The sequence below is a fragment of the Nocardioides lijunqiniae genome (assembly GCF_015024225.1).
GTDB classification, from domain to species: Bacteria; Actinomycetota; Actinomycetes; order Propionibacteriales; family Nocardioidaceae; genus Nocardioides; species Nocardioides lijunqiniae.
The window spans coordinates 1-14,670 of sequence record NZ_JACJGM010000031.1 but is presented as its reverse complement, the minus strand read 5'-3'; the positions used below and the strand labels follow the sequence as shown (position 1 = coordinate 14,670).

Below are 14,670 nucleotides of genomic sequence, written 5' to 3'. Positions count from 1 at the left end.
ACTAGAAATTTGTCCTTCCGAAGACTTCGATATGGCCACCGTACTCCGCTCGAACGCCGACGCGAGACCACTGCCAACCAGTGCAGACGATATCAAGGAAATCAACTCCACAAACCCTCGTCTGCATGAAGTAGTACAGGTTGGAAAAATAACCATTTGAAACGTGCCCATCCTCAAACGGATTCTTGTCCCTATACCTGGGCCCAATGCAGTTCTGATAGTCCCACGCGAAGTTCGACCAGCACAGGTTATCCCCACTAATTCTGCGAATGCGAGATGTTGCCTGAGTGCCCTTCTTCCAACAAAAGCGTCCAACTATGTCCATGCCGTACGCAGACACTGGCGCGCCCCACTTCTGCGTCATCTTGAACCTCCTGCAACCCGCCTTCTTGAACCCTCCCCCCGAGGGGGCGCGGGGGCTCTCAGTGAGTGAGGGCTCAGCAGGCAAGGGCGGTTCGGGAGTGACAATATCCGTCGCTGCGGCTTGCGTTAATGGATACTCGAGCGATCCCGGCGAACTAGGCTGGATTTCGGACACCAGACTGTTGCCCACCACACTATTCTGAGTGGGAATGGTTTGACCGTCCATCGCGATGACATCCGCGATGATGACCGTCGCAACAAGTGCGTCCTGCGAATCAACGATTATGATTGACCCGTCCGGCTCCTGCCTCAGGTGCGTTCCTGGCGCAAGGTTTGGCGTAATGATGAGTGGATTCCCGACGTCTGCTGCGTCTGTTATCTGCGCCACTCCCAGGACATCAGGGTACGAGAGCTCGATGTCATCAAGTGGCAGGGTCGCTTCCACAATCGGTTCATATGTGACGTCTAGGTGTGGTCGTCTCGAGGCAGCGTTGTTGGCTGAGTCTGAGTAGAAGGTCAAGATGTTCTTAACAACTTCGCTTCGCTGTTTCAGGACTAGTCCGTGATTGGGAACGTGCCCATCGATCCAGTCTTGAACTGTCGGCTCCAGCCCCTCGAATGTCTTCCAACCCGCCACGGTGCCAGTGAGCGGGCCAACGGTGGATTGCACCGTGCCTGGGTTTCCGCCAGTCCAAGCTGAGGTTCCGGAACTGTTCCATGTTGCATTGTTGGTGAAAGCCATGCCCGCTGTCCGCACCTCATACAGAGCCTCAGGCCCACCGTCACCCGCCTGCATATAGAGCGAGAGATCCGCCTCTGTGATCGAGGAATTGGCCGGAATTGCGCCTAGAGGGAACGACAGCAGGCTTCGAGAAACGCGGCCGTCGTCTGTAACGCCGGCCTTGAGGTCCTGACTGCCTGTAGCGCAGTGGGACGTATTCGGGTTGCCCGTGCCAATCGCGCAGTCACGCGCCGGAGCAATGACCAGAGAAGGGTCAACAGTGACGGGATATGCCCGAGCAGGGTCGCTCAGCCAGTTCAGAGACGGCGTGATGGACAGCATCCAGCCGCTTCCACTGGTCGATACCTCGTAGTCCACCGCGAAGCTCTCCGCTGCCGCGGAGTCGTTCATTACTCCAACGGGGATAGACACGGCGGCGTGACCGGTGGAGTCTACGAAGTTGATCTGGCCGCTGGCCGTCTGCTCCAGTTCGAGACCCGGCGAAGCAGAAATTCGGTACGTGTAAACCGGCTGACTGCTAGGCGCCTCATCAAGGATGATGTCCTCCTTGAGCCCGGTGTTGGTCGCGGTATATCGAACTTCGTCCGCCCCTTCGACCTCCGGGTAGGTAGCCGAGTCGTCCACGACAGTGGGCTCAGCGTCGCCCAACCCGTCCATCTTCATCCGAACCCAGACACCGTCGGTCTTGAAAACCACCGGCGTGCTCTCAGCGTCTACGGGAAGCAGTCCACTGTAGCCGCCCGCTTTGTTCTCGGCGGCGAAGGCGCTGTTGGCTGGTTCGACCAACTCATTGTCGATAGGTGCCCACTCGGCGCCATCTTGATAGTTCACCGGACTCTGGAAGACACGGAGCTGGGTGGAACCGTCCGGCAGGGACCTCTCGTTCGCGGTCGCGCTCGCAGCTTCCCACTCACCGGCAACGCTCGACGAGGGCTCGGTCGACCCTCCGTCTCCGTCGGTCGCATGAGCGGCACTGTCAACCATGGCCGTCATGCTGGCTGTCAGGGTCAGGGCCGCGACCCCCGCTAGGACTTGAGTTCTTGTCATCCGTGGCATCAGACGTACCGGGGGCATTGGTTCCTTCAGGGGATCGCAGGGCAGTGAAAAGTAAGACGTCTCTTCACCTCGCCGGAGTTTAGGGGTTGCTTCCGCCCTCGTCTCGAGAATGGAGAGAGTCACCAGGAGTCTCCGCGAGCACTCCACAAGGAGGGCGCCGGCAACCCGCCGCCAACAGTTGCCTAGCCCTCTTTCTCTTGGGTGCCAGGGATCGATCTACAACGAGGCGTAACCACCCCACAGGCGGGCACGAGCTCCGGGGTCCTGCCGTCGGTGAGTCTTCATGCGACCTCGCGCGAGCCCGTCAGCACCACCAGGCAGCGCACGTCGACGAGAACTCCGGCAAGATCCGAGCGCACCGCAAGGGCACCGAGATCGGCACCAGGACCGGCCCAGAGCGGTATCCGCACAGCCAGCGACGCCCGCCGTAGCGGTCGCTCCTCGAGACCCCGGCGGACCCCGAAAACCGCCGGGGTCTCTCTTTGTCCACAGATGCCCCTCGCATTTCGCCGCAGAACGAAATCTGGCGGTCCAGGTGCGTACCATCGTGAGCATGATCGTCAGCCAGCGCCTTGCGGACTGGGCCCTCGCGGCCCGGCTGCAGCCTTCGCCGGCGCCGGCCTCCTTCGTCAATCGTCAGAAGGCCAACGACGCCAAGAACGGGATTTCTTCACTCGCCTATCTCCTCAGGTTCTTGCGCCAGCACGCGCACGAAGTCAGCGCGATCCCCACCTTCGACACTGACCTCACCCGAACCGCCAGGACCTCGGCGAACGCCCGAGTCGTTGCGAGCGCCGAGCTTCACACCTCCGAGCGCTTCCGCTGGGGCCGCTTGGCGTCAGCGACGTTCGAGCGTTTCGTCCTCTCCGCCCTCGACCACTTCGCACTGGTCCTCCGATTCGACCGACGACGCGCCCCCGCGCCCATCGGCGCGACCGGCGCCGCACTCCGCCGCCCGGACTCCCCGATCCTCCTCCTGGTGCAGCCGCTCGTGAGCGCCGCGTGCGCCCCGCCGCGCTCCGTTCTCGACCAACACCACCTTGAGGACCTGCGAGCGGCGTAAACCAGCACGAGGCCCTCCTCACTCTTACGGACCGGGAGGGCCCGTGACTACTAACGACCTGCTCCATCTTCTGCCCCTGCTGCTCACCGGCGGCGCCGTCACCCCTTGGGTTGTCAACGCCCGACTGCGTCGGCGCGATCACCTCGAAGTGACCATGTTCAGCAACGCATTCGCTGAGACCCACGACCCCGAACTTCTGGGCTACTACGCACAGATGCGATGTCAGCGAGGCCGCTTCAGCTGGCCCCAGCGCTGGCGGCGCCGGGCCGGCGAGGTCGACAACGACCGCGACCCCCCTACGCCCCTGAACTGACTCGGCGGCTCACCGCTCCGGACCGCCGTCGGGGCCCTCGCGACCCGTCTTCGAGTCGCGGTTTGGCCGCCGGGGCATGCCGCGGCCCGGGGTCCTCCCGGAGCCGTCTCCGGGCTGCTGCTGCGTGAGTGGCGTCGCGCCTCCGCCCTTGAGCCGACCAGGCCCACCCGTCGACAGGGCCCCGGCCGCGCGCTGGCGCGCGTCGGCCTCCTCAGACTGGTAACCCACCAACGACACCCGCCGCAGCCGGTCGACGACGTCGACCTGGACGGCCCTCGCCTGGCGCAGGCGTCCGTTGACCTGGTGGTTGTCACGCAATGCCTCGGCGGTCTTGATCAGCTGACGCATGAGCATCGCTGCGACGACCTTGGACTTGTTCGAGCTCGATCCCGGGGCCGCCGCGGCAGCGAGGATCAGCGCCGCGCCCCTCGCACCGCCCTTGGTCCGGCTCCCGGCCGGCTCGGCCCGGCGTGGCACCTGCGCGGACCGTGATAGCTCCTGCGCCGCGGCCCGGAACTCCGGAGCGTTCTCCTTATCGAACCTGGCCCACGCCGACAGGACCCCTGAGGCGTCTCGGGCGGCATCTGACCACGCTCCGTGGTCCCCGATCGGGACCTGCTGCAGGCGGTCGTGCATCTCGCCGAGACGCTGCGCTGCCCGCAGCTGCGCGTCGGGTCGGAACTTGTCCAGCCCGGCGCCTTCCTGGCCCGGCGCGGCCGGGGCCCTCCCCGCGAAGGCTGCGTGCCACTCGGCTGTAGCGGCCGTGGTTTCCTGCTCGCCTGGGCTCCCCCACCGCTCCCGCAGGCGCGGGAGCGAGAGGTCCTTGCCCAGCTTCCCGCCCCCGTAGAACACGAGCTTGTCGTTGTAGTTCTCCGGCTTCAGCGCAGCCCGGTAGCCGGCGACCACATCCGTGGTGCCCTTCGCGTAGAACGGCTTGACGACCACCCCATCGGCGCGGACCCGGCGCACCCACTCCGCCTCACTCGAGGAGGCGACCGCGGCCCCGCGCAGCCGCTCGGCCAGCAGCTTCGGTGCGGTCGCCGGCAGCTGCAGCTCAGCGGCCTGGCGCTGCTCGGCCGGCTGCTCCCCTCGCACCGAGACCCCCGCCTCGTAGTTCGGCGGGTGAGCCAGCCCGTACTTCGTCTCGAGCTCGCGGCACGCGTCCCTGGCGCGGGTGAAGTCACGCATCCGGCCGTCCCACTTGGTGCCGTCCTCGCGCACCATCGACGCCGCGATGTGGATGTGGTCGTTCCCGCTCTTGGACGCGCCGTGGTGGATGGCCACCCACCGACACGGTGACTTCCCGGACTCCTCGGTGAACCCCATCTTGTCCATGAAGTCCGATGCGAAGCCCTCCCAGGTCTCCTCACTCAGCGGCCCCTCTTTGGCCGCCACGCTGAGCGAGCAGTGCCACACGTGGGCATCGCGCATCCCCAGCACGACGCGCTCCCCGGTCTCGGGGTCCTGCTCGCTCACCTGTGTTCGGATCGTGGTTCCGAACAGCTCACGCGGCGCCTCGACGTAGTCCGCGATCTCCTCGGCCGCGGTGCGGTCGAGGAGCTCGGCCGCGAACACCTGGGAGGGGAAACCGTCACTGGCCACGATGTGCGGCCGCACATGCTCGTTGGCTCGACCGGGGCCGGTCAGGTAGCGCATCAGACCCTTCATGTCGCCGCCCTTGACGATGTTTGAGATCACCTCGACCTCACCTCAGACGTGCGGCGGCCGCCTTGCTCGAGCCCATCGACGAACCGCTCCAGCCGACCACACAGCCGCTCGACCGCCTCCATGGCAGCCATGGTTTCGGGCTGCGTCTCCAGGGTCGCGTTCGTGGCCCGGGCGATCTGGTTCACGTTCGTTCCCAGCCGGATCAGCAGACGGTTGGCGCGGATCAACTCCTCGGCCAACTCGGTCTTGGTGCGTGCCGCCTCCGCTCCCCCGGCCAGCGCGGACTCCACCAGGAGACGCGACACTGAGATGTTGCGCGCGGCCGCACGCAGGATCAGCGCCTCCTCGTCTCGGCCGTTGACCTTTACCTCGTGCCGGAACTCGCGGCGCTCGCCGGCACGGCGGGGCTGGCGCCGGCCTCCCCCGCGTCGCGCGGGCTCCGGCCCGGCCCCGGGCGCCGGCGACGCGGCGGCCTGGTCCCGGTCCTCGTCCTGCACGCGCCTTCGCTCCTTCGCCTCTTCAGCCCAGCGCAGCGACCCCCGAAAGGGGGGGTCTCCACATTGCCGACCTCCGCAGTGTGGCATGCGGCGTGGCGGCATTCAACGGTAAGCACGGCTTACCGTTTAGCTTGCTCCCGTTCTATACGTAGCGCAGCGGCCTCACCGAGAGTAGGCTGGCCGCTCTCGTGGCCCCCCGCCTCCAGCGGAACCAGAGGCCACAGCACCGACGCAGAACAGCCGAACGCATCGGGCACCGGCTGCGCCGGAGACGGCACATTCTCGGGACGGAAGGACGCAACCGATGGCCAAACGCGACGTCGACAAGAAGGTCAAGAGCGCGCTCGACGCGCTCCTCGCGGAGAAGGAGACCGCCGTGCGGACTCTCGCCGAAGTGCTTGACAAGATCGAGACCGAAGACCAGGAGATCGCCGAGCGGGTCGCCGCCCGCAACGCGCTCCTCGAGGAGGCCGAGACCGCGCACGCCGCGGCCAAGGCCGCCGGCTGGAAGCCACGCGAGCTCGCAGACGCGGGCCTCGGCGTGCCCAAGTCGATAAACGCCGGCCTGCCGGCCGTAGCTCCTTCGCGAGGCTCCGGCTCGACTGGTCCCAGTGCTCGCGTCGACGTGTCATTCCCGCCCCACGGTGAGGACTCAGGCGGCGCCTCCGGCGTCGCCTGACCCCGCGCCCCTGCGTCTGCCTCCACGACCGCCGGGGGCGTCGACCTGCACCGTCAGCTGGTGACGCTGGTCGGCTGGTGAGGGAGGGAGAGGGATCGTGCGGAGCCCAGGTCGTGCAACGCCCCAGCGGTCACGGACTGTCAGGGGCTGAGCACGGTGGAGACCACCGAAGATTTGGCCGGGCCGCCCGGCCAACGCTCCCGTGGGTGCCGTACCCCGGCGTCGGTGCCACCCGACCATGGCGACCAACGATCAGCACTCCAGCAGCAAGGGGAGAGCAACGATGAGTCAATGCGATCCGTGCAAGGTGCAGGAGGACCTGGCCGAGACTTGCGACAACGGCGCTGAGCCGATGATGCGACGCAGCTGCACTTGCGGACGCGGTCGGCCGGAACCGGCGCCGGCGCCGTACTGGACGCAGAGCCTCGGGACAACCGACAGGATGAGCCCATGACCGAAGCTTCGCATCAAAGCGCTCACGTACTTCTCGACGCGCTCTCCGCGTTCGATGACCTGACCAACCCCAACCCGGACCCGGCGATTCGTCTTGCCCTGCGAAGGCTCGAGGACATAGGTGCGGTGTCGCTACTCATCGACGACGAGGCTCAGACGACGAGCGTTGACGTGCAGCCGTTGCTTCATGCTGCGCTGGAACTCCTCGCTGCCACTACCGCCGCTCGGATGCGCGAAGACCCGACGCTGACCGGAGAAGGGATCATCCAAGAACTGCGGGCAGTCATCGACCTGGCCGCGAGTGACTAGTGGACGTCCTGCTGGTGGTGACGCACCTGGCGGCCGCGGTCGGCGGGATCTACATCGGGTGGTCGATGCGCGACCGGCGACCATGAACCGCCCAGGGCGCGCGGCCGTTCTTGAGAGCCTCGCCGGTGTTCTGCGCGCCTGCTTCTTTGCGACAATGGTCTTCGTCGCGTTCTTCATGCGACATGACGAGACCGCCACTGGCAACCGCGTGTTCTTGCTGGTGCTGGGCCTGCTGGTCGCGGCCGTGGGTCTGTGGCAGGTGGTCGAGTCCGTTCGCGCCGTTCGGCGAATCACGAAACGCAAATGAGCCTGCGGGGGGAAGGGCCCAGTCCCCCGCGCCCTGGTGGTCGACGGTCAGTCCTGCTGCGTGGTGGTCTTGGTGTTGTCGGCGACCTCAGCGGTGGCGTACTTCAGTGAGGGGCCGATCTCGTCGACGATCACGACGTCGCGGGTCCTCTTGGCCTCCCGGGGGGTGCTCACCGGGGGCCCACTCACCACGGCCTGGTCAGCTCAGGTGCCGAGGGGGCCGAGAGCGCGCACGCCGCGGCCAAGACCTCAGGCTGGAAGCAGCGCGAGCTCACGACGCGGGCCTCGGCGTCCCGAAGTCGATCAACATCGGCCTGACGGCCGCGACCCCTTCGCGAGCCTCCGGCTCGACTGGTCACAGTGCGTGCGTCGATGTCTCGTTCCCGCCCCACGGTGAGGACCAGGGCGGCGGCGCCTCCGGCGCCGCCTGACCCATCTGGTGACGGAAAGGCGGCTGGCGATGGCGGGAGAGGGATCGTGCGGAGCCTAGGTCGTGCGACGCCCCAGCGGTCACGGACTGTAAGGGGCTGAGCACGGTGGAGATCGCCGAGGATTTGGCCGGGCCGCCCGGCCAACGCTCATGTGGTGCCGTACCCCGGCGTGGGTGCCACCCAAGCATGCCGACCATCAATAGGCACTCCAGCAGCAAGGAGAGCAACGATGAGTCGATGCGATGTGCGAGGTGCCCGAACACCTGGCCGAGGACTGTGAGAACCAGGTTGAGCTGATGATCCGGCGCGGCTGCACCTGTCAATGCGACGGACTCGAGCCGACGCCTGCGCCTTACTGAACGCAGGGCCTCGGGACAGCCGACAGGATGAATTCATGACCGAAACTTCGCGTCAAAGCGCTCACGTACTCCTCGGCGCTTTCCGCGTTCGATGACCTGACCAACCCCAACCCGGATCCCCGGCCAGGTCGTCGCCGGTGACACTGTGCGCGAGCTCCTCGACAGGCTCGGCTCGCGATGGGCTGCCTGAGATCTGTCCGTGTGGTGATCTGACGGGCCAGCGACCCCAATTGCTACGAGATCTCCGCTCGGTTGTACCCGTCCTCTGTCTGTGCGCCGATTTGGCCTCTAACGAGGCCTCAGTGACAGTCTCGGTACCTGACGCACAACTCCTGCGTCCAGGGAATCTTGACCGTGTAAGTGCCACCCTCGCTCTCCCAGGAGAGTGTGAAGCCCTTCGCGACGCCGAGCGGCCCCGAGCTCAGGGTCAGCTCAACCGCGAGTGATTCGCCCGAGACATCCGAGTCGGACTTGCATAGGGCCGAAACAACGTCGCCGCCTCGATAGCCAGAAACCTCGCGGATCGGAAACGGTTGGGCCCCACTTCCCAAACGTCCTCCCGGCGGGTCAGCGTAGACAGAAAAGTCGGTAAGCGCGATGTCGCCTTCTACGTCGTCAACAGTGACCTCGGTCAGCTCAATCGGTTGATCTCCGACCCGACAAACCGAACCGATCCTGACGGAGGCAACTCCACCGGCTCCAGGCTCCATTCCACCCCGAATCGGGTCGTGGTTGCCAGCGACTACCCGCGGGAACCCTGCGGATTCGCTTTCGTTGTCCTCGTTGTTGTTGACGCAGCCGGCGAGACTCAGCGTCAAGACAACGATGATGACGCCGCACGCGGAAATCTTGAACATCACGTCCCAAGTTTTCGAGCTTGAATCCCCCGAGCCTGATTGATCTCTTCTCCCTGCTCACTCGAGCAGATCTCCGAGTACTTCTGAACATCAATCATGACGGTTGACTTCTTATCGTAGCCCCATTGGGCATTCAATTTGACAAAACCCAGATCGATGCCCCCCTTCTTGGTGTAACCCGACCCCTTGTGCTTAGTGAACTTGAATTTGAAATCATAGTCAATGCAGTTGTGACGCCAGTTCTTGGCTTGGATCGGTTCAGGGTTCGTAAAGTACGCGCCGATTATCTCGGGCTTGTACCAGACGGCGTACTCACTCGGCTCTAGCCAATTACACCCCCGGACGTACTTGCGGTACCGGACGTTATTGCTGAAGGTTTTATTGACGATTCCTAGAGCTTCTCCCTTGCTCGAAGTTTTTACCTTCTTAGTCCCATCCGCGGTGTAAACCGCACCCTTCTCCGCTTTGAACGCGATCCCCATCTCATGCTCGGATGACGTTTCTTGGGTGAGATCTGCCTTCGCGCCCGACCAGTTGTAGACGGATACAAAACGCTCTGGCTTGCCAGGACCCAACTCCTTCTTAGCGATTCGACATCCGCCTCCGCGCTGTAGTGCTCCCGGGGTCGAGGGAGAACGAGGTCGGACGGTTACCGTCTTCGCGGCCGTCTGCTCAGGTGTCGAGAGCGGCTCATCATCGACAGTGCGCCACTCGGAGGCTGGGTCTGATGCCTCATCTACCGTCCCCGCACCCAAGTCCAGGACCAGGGCATCAGGGCCGGCGTCGGACGTCACGCTCATCGCCTGCGTTCCCTGTTGGCCGCCCGTGAGCGGATCTAGCGTCTGGCTGTATTCCATCGTGAGTGACGCGGAGGAGGCCTCGAGACTGATGTTCGCTCTCGCCTCAGAATCCCGGTAGGCAGGCGGTACTTCAGCGCCTGCCAAAGGCAGCTCGAAGGACCCAGTGCTGTCGGTGGTGACGGTCCCGAGATCAAGCATTTCGACCTCTCCGTCCTCGGGTAGCTGGTCCAGAACGGTGTCGTTGGGCCAGGCCTCGACGTGCACTTCTCCATTCGTTACGGGTGCTCCGTTGAGGAGCAGTTGGCCCTCTGCCTTCAGGGGGCTATCCATCGGTGCGGGGAGTGTCGCGGTGGGAACAGTGTTGCCCGCCGTCGCATACCACGCTTGCACCGTCAGTGTGACCGTCACTGGACTGCTGCTGTGGTTGAGGATTCTGACACCGCCGCCTTCTGAGACGGCACTGAATAGGTTCTTAGCGACTCCATCGGCAGCCGAGTCGGTTGCTGTGAACGGGAGGCCCGCGATCGCCGGGGGAGAGTCGTCGTCCGAGTTGTAGACGCTGACGCCACCGGCAGTGCCACCCCAGTTGGCCACGCGCACATTCGACCAAACGGCGGCCAGATCGTCTGCCGATGGCAGGGAGCCAATGCCTGCGAGGGGTACGTCAACTGTGGCGTTGGGCCCAACAACCAGGTTCGTAGCAGCTGTCACCGGCGTTGCGCCGAGGTTTGTGACCGTATGGACAGTCCCGTCACCGGCCTGCAGCACGGGCGGGCCGGTCACTGGCGGAGCAGGGGGAGCCGGGACCGTGTAATAGACAGAGAGTGCAGGATGGTTAGCGGAGCTGGCTGTGGATCTGTTCGAGTGGAAGTACACGACGCTGTTGTTGACGACCGGGGTGGCCTGCTTGAGGACGAGTGAGGTCCGGTGTCCGGGGTTGGTTACCCAGTCCTGGATGAGGGTCTTGAAGTTGTCGGCGAAGTAGCGGCGACTAGTTGAGTTAGGCGAGAGGAGGATCCGGCCGTAAGGAGTCGCCTCGGCGGGGCTACCGCCGTCCCAGCCGCCTGTGGCACCTGCGGAGTTCCAAGTGGCCGTGTTGTCGAAGCTCTTAAGGGCCTTGTACAGCGCGTAGTCCGCGTTGATCATCCCCGGCATTGAGGACTGCGTGATGCCCACGTTGGCACCGTAAACGTCGGCGGTAGCGGGAACTGCGGACAGATCGAACAGCAAGACCGTGCGAGTAGCGACACCGTCCACGTTCCTACCTGCTCGCATTAACGGGGTGTAGCAGTTGCTTTCGTTCGGCGTGCTGCTGCGAAGCCAGCAGTTCCGTCCCACAACCTTGTCGGCCAGCGAGGGGTCGATAGTCACGGGGTAGACCCGTGCGGGGTCGGTCAGCCATCCCATGCTGGGCGTGACGGTGAGTGCCCACCCAGCACCCTGCGGCTCGAGTTCGTAGGCCACGTCGTGGCTGAGCCCGGGCGACGGGCTCGCCGAGTCGGTCATGAAACCCGCCGGCATCACGACCTCCGTCTCGCCGTCTGCACGACGAAACTCGATCGACCCAGAGTCAGTCAGCACGGGAGTGATGCCGGAGCTGGCGTCAAGGCTGTAGGTGTAGACCAACGACCCCTCGCCCTCGGTGGGCGGACCGTCAAGAACGATGTCCTCCTTGAGGCCGGTGTTGTTGACCTGGTAGGTCACCTCGTCGGCGTCTTCCACCTCGGAGAAGGTCGCCTCTTCACCTTCGATCTGCGGGGCGTCGTCAAGGCCGTGCATCCGCATCGTCACCCAGGCGTCCTCAGTCGTGAACCTCACCGGCGTCACAGCGGGGTCCGAGGGAATCTTCACCTCGAAGCTGTTTGCGGCGTTCTCGGCCTCATACGCGGCGCCCGGCGCGGCCACTAGTTCGTTGTCGATCGGGACCCAGGAGTCATCTTCTGCTTGGAAGTTCACGGGTTCGGTGAACGCCTCCAGCTTCATCGAGCCGTCGCTCTGCCGGTACGTGTTCGACGTCTCCGTGGCGAGCTCAGGAACGAGCCCGGCCTCCTCGTCCAGACCGGCCGTGGCGCCGCTCTGGGTCAGCGGAGCGCGTGACCCTGCGAGCTGGGCCGCCACGGGCTGCGCCGCGAATGTTGCCAACAGCGCCGACGTCGCGACACCTGCGCCAACGATGGTTCGCATCCGACGTGCGGAGGGTGACGCAGCCATGAAAACTCCCTAAGCGCGATCAGCACCCCTGGAGAAGTGCCTAACTGCCGGGAAGTCTTTACTACCCTGGGACCTAGTACCGGGTGTTTCCCAAGTTTTCGGATGTGGACTAGGCCAGGACAACGGCGATTCGCGTCGATATTGGCACTGCTGTACAACGCCGGACGGCAGGCGCAGCCCTGGCACACTCGGGTGCGTGTGAGGAGGGCCGCAGTTGGGTCGACGGTACCTCCGGCAGGCGACCAGCAAGGCCCGTTCATGCCGCCAGTGCTGGGCCTGCGCGTCGCGGCCGCGGGTCTGTCGCAGAGGGTCGACTCCGTTCGCGCCGTTCGGGAATCATGAAACGCAGATCAGCCTGCGGGGGGAAGGGGACAGTCCCCTCCCCCGTGCGCTGGTGGTCGGTCAGTCCTGCTGCGTGGTGGTCTTGGTGTTGTTGGTGACCTTTGCGGTGGCGTACTTCAGCGAGGGGCCGATCTCGTCGACGATCACGACGTCGCGGGTCCGCTTGGCCTGGGTGTCCTTGTCGGTCCAGGCCTCGGTCTCGACGTGTCCGTGGACGACCACGCGTGCTCCGGACGTGAGGGACTCGGCCAGGTTCTCGGCCTTCTTGCCCCAGACCTTGCAGTTGTGTCCGGTGGGCTCGGCGTCGTGGTACTCGTTGGTCTCGCGGTCCTTGGTCCGGCGGTTGACCAGGACGCGGAACTCCGCGACCGGAGTCCCGGACGGGGTGAACCGGAGCTCGGGGTCGCTGGTGAGGTTGCCGGCGAACGTGACGGTGGTGGTGCTCATGGCTGGTACTCCTTCGTGAGGGGGTGATCTGGCTCGGACGTCAGGCGCCCACATGGCCCACCAGGTGGTGGGACCTGTCGTGTGGCTTGCTCCCGACAACTGCCGCCCGATCCGGTCGGGTAAGCCGGTCAGGGGTGCCCGCAGGGCACAGCGCTTGCCCTTGACCGGTGTCTCGGCCGAGACACGATGGGCGGCGTCGGGGAGCAAGAACGCGTACCCAAAGTGGTTGAAATCGAGGGCCGTGGCGGCCGTAGGGCCGTCGCCTTGCCGGGGCTCTTGCCCGGCCGGGGCCTTTCTGAGGGTGGTTGGGCCGGTGCCTGGTGCCGGGTGGGGTGGGGAGGGTTGGGGCCCTTCCCACCCGCCGGGGGCTCGGCCGAGATGCCGGTGGCCTCGGCCGAGCCGGAGACCTCGACGCCGATGCACTCGGCGCCGGAGGTGGCGTCGAGGACCGCGGCGCGGTCGCAGTAGTTGTAGGCGATGTTCAGCTGCGTGCGCGCGGCCGCGAGCTGGCGGTGCGGCGGCCTCGCCCTTCAGATCGGTCTACTCGTCACCGGCTCGGAGGATCAGATTGCGGATGGCCCAGGCAAGCGTGAGGAAACCCGAGAGTGTTGCGAAGACCTCGGCTCCGTTCGCCTCCGCCAGGTCGTTCCCATGCCGCGTCGCCTCGCTAAGCCACCAGCCCACGAGCATGAGGAAGACCATGACCGCGGTGTAGTCCGCGAAGACGTGGAGGGCCCAGTCGTTGCCCACCGTGGGCCGGACCGCGCCGCCTGCCACCTCGGCCTCGTCGGCCGTCTGGTCAGAATCGGCCGCAACAGCAGCGACCGCATCCAGTTGCCAACTCACAGCCTCGCTGACCGGACCCAGCATCGTCCGGGCGAACTCCTCCTGGTCAACAGGGGAGGCTTGCAGAAAGGCTTGTCGTTGAGCCTCGACTGCAGCACGCACGGGGGCGATCATCGCGTCGCGCTGCGCCTGGGCCTGACGCATTGGCGCCAGCATCTCCTTGCGGTGGGCCTTCAGGGTCTCCAACATCGCGTCGCGCTGGGCCTTCGCCTCACGGAAAGGCGCCATCATCGCCTCGCGCTGAGCCTGAGCCTCACGCATTGGCGCCAGCATCGCCTCGCGGTGGGCCCTCAGGGTCTTCAGCATCGCGTCACGCTGGGCCTTGGCTTCACGCATTGGCGCCAACATTGCCTCGCGCATCGCTTCGCGCTGGGCCTTGGCCTCGCGGATAGGCGCCATCATCAGCTCGCGCTGGGTCTGAGCGTCGCGGAAGGGGGCCATCATCGCCTCGCGCTGGGCCTTGGCTTCACGCATCGGTGCAAACATTGCCTCGCGCATCGCTTCGCGCTGCGCCTTGGCCTGACGCATCGCTTCGCGCTGAGCCTGAGCCTCACGCATCGGAGCGAGCGAGAACTCGCGGCTTAGTGTGATCGAGTCCAACATCGCCTTCTGTGCCGTCAACTCGCTCAGCGCAGCCGCGGCGTAGTTGGCAACCGCGTCCCCATCGGTCACTTTGCGCGCCCCCTGTGCGGATTTTGCCTTTGCAGCAAGATACCGACTTGCAGGGCGCGGCGTCCCCCCGTCGCCGCACGGAAGGGCGCGCACCCGGGAGGGGTGTGGGGAGGGCCGGAGTCCTCCCCACCCGCCGGTGGGGCCGGCGGTCCCCCTCTACCGGTTCGGTCCCCAGATCGCGGGGTCCACGGCGTTTTCGACGGCCTCCGCGACCAGCCCGGCCATGGCGTAGTCCTCCCATGCTGGGATCAGGTCC

At 65.4% G+C, this 14,670-nt stretch carries 12 protein-coding genes; 4 read left to right on the top strand and 8 right to left on the bottom strand.

Annotated features, from left to right (window positions below):
- Position 1 precedes the first annotated feature (1 nt).
- Positions 2 to 2,089 carry a DNRLRE domain-containing protein gene (locus IRQ30_RS17585; protein WP_193614276.1) on the bottom strand — a complete coding sequence of 696 codons (2,088 nt, stop codon included), beginning with the start codon at positions 2,087 to 2,089 and terminating at the stop codon, positions 2 to 4.
- Positions 2,090 to 2,714: 625 nt separating this feature from the next.
- Here IRQ30_RS17585 and IRQ30_RS17580 point away from each other — a divergent pair.
- Complete coding sequence (locus tag IRQ30_RS17580) at positions 2,715 to 3,224, top strand: hypothetical protein (protein ID WP_193614275.1); 510 nt, start codon at positions 2,715 to 2,717, stop codon at positions 3,222 to 3,224.
- Positions 3,225 to 3,546: 322 nt separating this feature from the next.
- Here the strand turns inward: IRQ30_RS17580 and IRQ30_RS17575 are convergent, their stop codons facing one another.
- The gene (locus IRQ30_RS17575) at positions 3,547 to 5,235 is read right to left on the bottom strand and encodes a relaxase/mobilization nuclease domain-containing protein (RefSeq protein WP_193614274.1); all 1,689 of its coding nucleotides are present in this window, start codon (positions 5,233 to 5,235) and stop codon (positions 3,547 to 3,549) included.
- A complete protein-coding gene (locus IRQ30_RS17570) occupies positions 5,232 to 5,702 on the bottom strand; it encodes a plasmid mobilization protein (protein WP_193614273.1) in 471 nt (156 codons plus the stop codon). Before IRQ30_RS17570 ends, IRQ30_RS17575 begins: the two co-directional genes overlap by 4 nt.
- Positions 5,703 to 6,006: 304 nt before the next feature.
- Between IRQ30_RS17570 and IRQ30_RS17565 the strand changes: the two genes are divergently transcribed.
- From IRQ30_RS17565 to IRQ30_RS17555, 3 genes are all read left to right on the top strand, one after another.
- The gene (locus tag IRQ30_RS17565; protein ID WP_193614272.1) at positions 6,007 to 6,381 is read left to right on the top strand and encodes a hypothetical protein; all 375 of its coding nucleotides are present in this window, start codon (positions 6,007 to 6,009) and stop codon (positions 6,379 to 6,381) included.
- Positions 6,382 to 6,831: 450 nt separating this feature from the next.
- Complete coding sequence (locus tag IRQ30_RS17560; RefSeq protein WP_193614271.1) at positions 6,832 to 7,143, top strand: hypothetical protein; 312 nt, start codon at positions 6,832 to 6,834, stop codon at positions 7,141 to 7,143.
- Between the two features lie 58 nt (positions 7,144 to 7,201).
- On the top strand, positions 7,202 to 7,450 hold the full coding sequence (locus IRQ30_RS17555) for a hypothetical protein (protein ID WP_193614270.1): 249 nt from the start codon (positions 7,202 to 7,204) through the stop codon (positions 7,448 to 7,450).
- A gap of 47 nt (positions 7,451 to 7,497) precedes the next feature.
- Here the strand turns inward: IRQ30_RS17555 and IRQ30_RS23900 are convergent, their stop codons facing one another.
- From IRQ30_RS23900 to IRQ30_RS17535, 5 genes are all read right to left on the bottom strand, one after another.
- A complete protein-coding gene (locus IRQ30_RS23900; RefSeq protein WP_264674629.1) occupies positions 7,498 to 7,623 on the bottom strand; it encodes a hypothetical protein in 126 nt (41 codons plus the stop codon).
- A gap of 915 nt (positions 7,624 to 8,538) precedes the next feature.
- Positions 8,539 to 9,099, bottom strand: a complete 561-nt coding sequence (locus tag IRQ30_RS17550; RefSeq protein WP_193614269.1) for a hypothetical protein — start codon at positions 9,097 to 9,099, stop codon at positions 8,539 to 8,541.
- Positions 9,096 to 12,107 (bottom strand): DNRLRE domain-containing protein, encoded by a 3,012-nt coding sequence (locus IRQ30_RS17545; protein ID WP_193614268.1) that lies wholly within the window; start codon positions 12,105 to 12,107, stop codon positions 9,096 to 9,098. The genes IRQ30_RS17550 and IRQ30_RS17545 overlap by 4 nt, the downstream gene beginning before the upstream one ends.
- Before the next feature lie 402 nt (positions 12,108 to 12,509).
- Positions 12,510 to 12,896: a single-stranded DNA-binding protein gene (gene ssb, locus IRQ30_RS17540; RefSeq protein WP_193614267.1), complete on the bottom strand. Its 387-nt coding sequence runs from the start codon at positions 12,894 to 12,896 to the stop codon at positions 12,510 to 12,512.
- Between the two features lie 540 nt (positions 12,897 to 13,436).
- On the bottom strand, positions 13,437 to 14,414 hold the full coding sequence (locus IRQ30_RS17535) for an ATP synthase subunit B family protein (RefSeq protein ID WP_193614266.1): 978 nt from the start codon (positions 14,412 to 14,414) through the stop codon (positions 13,437 to 13,439).
- Positions 14,415 to 14,670: the final 256 nt, after the last annotated feature.